The sequence below is a fragment of the Cecembia sp. genome, assembly GCF_007126775.1.
Classification (GTDB): Bacteria; Bacteroidota; Bacteroidia; order Cytophagales; family Cyclobacteriaceae; genus Cecembia.
Map to the genome: position 1 here is coordinate 1 of NZ_SLAP01000139.1, position 5,704 is coordinate 5,704.

General features: G+C 39.5%; 4 protein-coding genes and 1 pseudogene. All 5 read left to right on the forward strand.

All coding sequences use genetic code 11. The features are described 5' to 3' along the window. The first annotated feature begins 158 nt into the window (after positions 1-158). Complete coding sequence (locus tag QZT73_RS09405) at positions 159-1,616, forward strand: Gfo/Idh/MocA family oxidoreductase (RefSeq protein WP_291785000.1); 1,458 nt, start codon at positions 159-161, stop codon at positions 1,614-1,616. Positions 1,617-1,877: 261 nt separating this feature from the next. Beyond that, positions 1,878-2,318 (forward strand): hypothetical protein, encoded by a 441-nt coding sequence (locus tag QZT73_RS09410; RefSeq protein WP_291785002.1) that lies wholly within the window; start codon positions 1,878-1,880, stop codon positions 2,316-2,318. A 1,191-nt stretch (positions 2,319-3,509) separates the two neighbouring features. Beyond that, entirely contained in the window at positions 3,510-4,322 is an 813-nt protein-coding gene (locus QZT73_RS09415; protein WP_291787795.1) for an isocitrate lyase/phosphoenolpyruvate mutase family protein, read from the forward strand. Next, on the forward strand, positions 4,282-5,325 hold the full coding sequence (locus QZT73_RS09420) for a methylated-DNA--[protein]-cysteine S-methyltransferase (protein WP_291787798.1): 1,044 nt from the start codon (positions 4,282-4,284) through the stop codon (positions 5,323-5,325). Before QZT73_RS09415 ends, QZT73_RS09420 begins: the two co-directional genes overlap by 41 nt. A gap of 128 nt (positions 5,326-5,453) precedes the next feature. Then, positions 5,454-5,704: pseudogene (locus tag QZT73_RS09425) on the forward strand (dehydrogenase); the annotation flags it as partial.

Genomic DNA, 5,704 nt, shown 5'->3' on the forward strand with positions numbered 1-5,704 from the left:
TACCATTTATTGAAAACTTAAATCAACTAACTTAGATCGCCATTTATCATTTAATCCCTCCTTTTTTCCAAAAATATTTCAATAAGCCTTTTTGAAGCTATTTTTTCATAAATTGTTAACCAAAATTCCCATCAAATAAATATTAAAACATCATCCGAATGAAAAATAAGGAGAATACATCCAGCAATTCCAGAAGGGACTTTATCAAGGCTTCTGCTACTGCCCTGGCAGGATTTTATTTTGTACCAAGACATGTAATTGGGGGCCCGGGCTTTATTGCACCCTCTGACCGCTTAAGGGTAGCCGGCATAGGGGTTGGTGGCATGGGCGGTGGAGATGTAAGAGGGGTATTTGCTTCCGGAAAGGCAGATTTTGTAGCCCTCTGCGATGTAGACACCAATAGGGCCAAAGGCAGTGTGGACGCCCATCCAAAAGCCAAATTCTATAAGGATTACAGAGAAATGCTGGAAAAAGAGCATAAAAATATCGATGCGTTGACCATTTCTACCCCGGACCATATGCATGCGGTTCAGACTATGGCAGCCATGCAATTGGGCAAGCATGTCTATGTGCAGAAACCCCTTACCCATAATATACATGAAGCCAGGATGCTTACCGAAGCAGAGAAAAAATACAAGGTAGTCACCCAGATGGGCAATCAGGGTTCCTCGGGAGAAGGCGTTCGCCAAATGGTAGAATGGTACAATGCCGGACTGATTGGGGAAGCTACCAGGGTATATTGCTGGACGGACAGACCGGTTTGGCCTCAGGGCATTCCTTGGCCTACAGCCACTGCTACGCCACCGTCCAACCTGGACTGGGACCTCTGGTTGGGTGTTGCGCCCTATAGAGGTTTTGTGGACAATTTGCATCCATTCAATTGGAGGGGTTGGTGGGATTATGGCACCGGTGCTCTGGGCGATATGGCCTGTCATATCATGGAACCTCCTTTCAGGGTCTTGGGACTTGGTTATCCAACGGCTGCAGAATGCAGTGTAGGTTCTGTGTATGTGGGTGAATTCCAAAGGGGCTATTTCCCTGAGAGCTGTCCCCCCTCCTCTCATATTACTTTGCGCTTCAAAAGAGATGGGAAAGAAGACCTGCAGTTCCATTGGATGGATGGAGGAATACAGCCCAGCAGACCGGATGAACTGGGACCCAATGAAGTTTTGGGCGATGGCGGCAATGGGGTCATTATAGAAGGCACCAAAGGCAAGATGATGTGCGGCACTTATGGAGCAAATCCTCAACTCCTTCCCACTTCCAGGACCAAGGAAGTCAATGTTCCCCAGACCGAGTACCGTGTTCCGGGTGGTGACCGGGGACATTACAATAACTGGGTGGAGGCCTGCATTGCAGGTTATGGCAGCAAGGAGTTTGAGCGTTTGAGTTCACCCTTCTCCGTCGCAGGACCCCTGACCGAATCCGTGCTAATGGGGAATTTAGCCATCCGAAGCTATGATTACAGGGAGCCAAGGAATGACGGTTCCAATCGCTTCAACTATCCTGGCAGAGGCATACAGTTGGTTTGGGACGGGCCCAATATGCAAGTCACGAACTTTGAACCTGCCAATCAGTTTGTAAAGAGGGAATATAGGGAAGGTTGGAGTTTGTAAGGAAGGATACTATTCTTCTTGTCCAATGGTAAAATCACCTTTCTTCAATCATCTTTAAGGATATTGATGGATATTATTCCATGAAAATATACAAGCCTGGAGCTAAAGCCTCAGGCTTTTTTAATTAAAAACACCCTGAACAAGGGATTTTTTGGTATTTTGGTGATGGTTAGTTTTGGAAAAGCAAGGCTTCTTTGGAGCTAATTGGCAGCTATTTTCAGTTCGTTAACACGGAATGCCAAGTGATAAAAGAAAATAAAAATGGGGAAAACAAAGTTTGATTTTTGGCAAAAATGGTTGACTTATGCAAATGTTATGACTATTGGGATTGGCGTTTTAGTTGCATTTGCAGGAAATTCATTTTTCTTTGACATCCATAATCATTACACTAAAGAGGTTTTTTTGGATGGAAGCGGGTTTGAGGACAATATCCTGAAATTTAAAAACTGGTTATTTGGAATTATCGGTGGAACCATCGTAGGTTTTCATATACTTATGGTAATGATTTCTGAAAATTCCTTTAAAAAGAAGGAAAAGTGGGCATATAAAGCCATGTGGATGGGCATATTGTCATGGTTCATCATTGATAGTGGCATATCAATCTACTATGGAGCCATCCATAATGTAGTTATTATCAACATGGTTGCCTTGGCTTTCATTGGTCTTCCATTGATAATGACGCGTAAAGAGTTTATTGAATAGCCTTCCACAACACCAAAAACAATATAATCTTAGCCAATAAATCAATGAATATGGTCACCATTATTAGTACTATACACGAAGAAATTTGAAAATGTAATGCTGATGAATTGTATACTTTATTAGAAAAAATTAGACCTGAAATTGTTTTTTAGGAAGCTCTCCAAGATACTTATTCAAACTACCAAAGAATTTATTTTCCTCATTTGGCGTATATCATCAAAAGCTTGAAATAAAAGCTATTCAGAAATATAGCCTTAACTCCTTGATTGAATATGTACCAGAACTTGAGAATAGCTTATCTGATTCATTTGAAAAGAAATACGATCATATTTGCAATATTCTTCAATTGCAAAGGATGATTGATGAATTTAATTCGTCAGCAGGTTAGCAAGGTTTTCCATATCTCAATAGTCGAACAAGCATAGATCATCAGGAGAAAATGTGGATGGTTGAACTCCAACTCTTACCTGCAAATCGGCTAAATAAATCTGTTAATGAAGACTTCAATGCTAATGAAAACTCGATGATGGGAAACATTTATTCTTATTGTAGAAACAATCAATTTGATAAGGCTGTATTTATGTGTGGTGTGGCCCACAGAAAATCAATTATTGAAAAGATTAATAGCTATAGAAGCGATGAAGAATTTGATATCAGATGGGTAACTTACGGTAATTAAAGCTCCTGAAAGAAAAACTTTGCATAATTCTTAGACGGCCTCATCAGATTTCTCCCACGAGCTGGACTCCAGCAAGAACAACGCAGTCGGGCAGACATTTCTGAACGGATAGGAAGGTCTCATACCACTGCCCATAGCTATCGGTTTACATGTCTCTCCGAATCAAATTCGGGGCATGTTGTATACAGAGGTTCACTGGATTATAAAATGCGCCCACTTGAATAACTCTGGTCGGAAAGTCCTAATATAAATAGACCAAATAGAACCCGTAAATCAAGTTGTAAAAAGAGAATTCAGGGAAGGTTGGAGTTTGTCACCCTCCTATGTGCCAGATACACCTTGTAGACTAATTGGTACTTGTTACAATTGATAGCCCCCCTCTTCGGTTTTTTCATTAAAAATACACTGATAATGGAATTTTGAAGGGAGCGCAACCAAAAAATAAATACTTGTCAATTTTTCGGTTGTCCTTCGGTCTTGACCAAGAATATCTTTGTTCAAAAAACGAAAAAATGACAATGTATTTAAAATTTAAAGCCTTACATCATCAGGCCCAGCCTTTGATTGTTGGAAATGTTTGGAATGTGCAGAGTGCAAGAATCTATGAAAAATTAAACTTCCAGGCAATTGGAACCTCAAGTGCAGCAATCGCACATTCATTAGGTTATGAAGATGGAGAGCAGATAAGCTTTTCGGATTTAATGTTTATTGTAAAAAAAATTAGAAGTAGTGTTTTTCTTCCATTATCTGTGGATATTGAATTCGGCTATGGGAAAACAGCCAATGAAATTGCAGGAAATATCATTGCATTGGAAAAATTGGGAGGGATTGGAATAAATATTGAAGATAGTTTCATTGAAAATGGTAGGAGAAAACTTAATGACAGCCTTGAATTTTCTCAGTTATTGCAAGAGGTGAAAAGGATATTGATGGCACACGGCATTTCAATTTTTTTAAATGTAAGATGCGATGCTTTTCTTTTGAATGTTCCAAATGCTCTACAAAACGCAACAGAAAGGGCAAAAATTTATGAAAAAGCAGGTGCAGACGGTTTGTTTTTACCTTGCATTACCGAAGAGAATGCTATTGCAAAAATAGTTTCTGAAACCAACTTACCCCTCAATGTAATGTGTATGCCTGATTTACCTGATTTTGGTACCCTTAAAAAGCTTGGTGTTAAAAGAATTAGTATGGGTAATTTTGTAAACGCCTATGCTTATACTGCAATTGCTGAAGCGACAACAAAGATTTTATCCGAACAATCCTTTAATGTTTTATTTAAAAATGGAATTGACAAAAGCGATGATGTACCAAGCAATTGTTGAAAAAGACACTTCATTTGAAGGCGTCTTTTTTACGGCTGTCAAAACGACTGGCATTTTTTGCAGACCCTCCTGTACAGCTCGAAAACCCAAACTTGAAAATGTGGAGTTTTTTAGGACTTCAAAAGAGTGCATTCTTAAAGGTTACAGGCCTTGTAAGGTATGCAATCCCTTGCAATCGTTAAACCAAATGCCAGTGGCATACCAGAAAATCTTGGATGAACTGTCGGTAAATCCCAGTTTTAAATTCAAAGATTATGACCTAAAACAAAAGGGGATTGATCCGAACCAAATAAGAAGATGGTTTTTGAAAAATCATGGTATCACTTTTCAATCCTACCAAAGAATGTTTAGGATAAATTCGGCATTCAAAAAAATACAAAATGGAGAAAGTGTCACCCATACCGCTTTTGATACAGGCTTTGAATCCTTAAGTGGATTTAGCGACAGTTTTAAGAATATTTTTGGGGTTTCACCAAAGCAAGGGAAACAACACAATTTGATTGACCTCAAACGCATTGAAACGCCATTGGGAACAATGCTTACCTGTGCTACCAGTCAGGGCATTTGCATGTTGGAATTTACGGATAGGAAGATGCTGGAAACGGAATTGAAGTCAATTGCCAAACTTTTAAATGCAACAATTATTCAAGGACCCAATGAGCATTTTGAAATAGTAGAAATTCAGTTACGGGAATATTTTGAAGGCAATAGAAAAGAATTTTCTGTCCCATTGCATACCCCTGGTACGGAATTTCAAAATAAAGTATGGGCTGCTTTACAAGGTATTCCTTATGGACAAACCAAGACGTATAAAGCCCAGGCAATAGCAATTGGACGTCCTGAAAGTGTAAGAGCAGTTGCCAATGCAAATGGACTCAACCGAATATCCATTTTAATACCATGTCATAGGGTTATTGGTTCGGACGGACAATTGACAGGTTACGGTGGCGGACTTTGGCGCAAAAAATATTTATTGGAACTTGAAGAAAAATACAGCTTGTAGACTAATTGGTACATCTTGTCCGCCATGGTGGATGGTACAAACTGTCCACCGTAGCAGATTGTAAAAGAAAAACACCCCTTAAAAAGATTTTTTTTTGGTATTTTGTGATAACCAACCCCCTCTCCATCATGTCCGTATACCGCATCCAGCAATTTCCAGATTCCAGAATAGCCAGCATAGATATCTGCGAAATCGGGAAGAAAAAGCACCATGTAACGGCCTTGATTGAAGTGGATGTGACCGAAAGTAGAAAGAAAATCAGTGAATACAATCAAATTCAAGAAGATCCAATATCATTTAATGCATGGTTGATCTCTGTGATCGCGAGAACCATCAAAAATCACGATACATCCGGTTCTTACCTTATGGGAAGAAACAA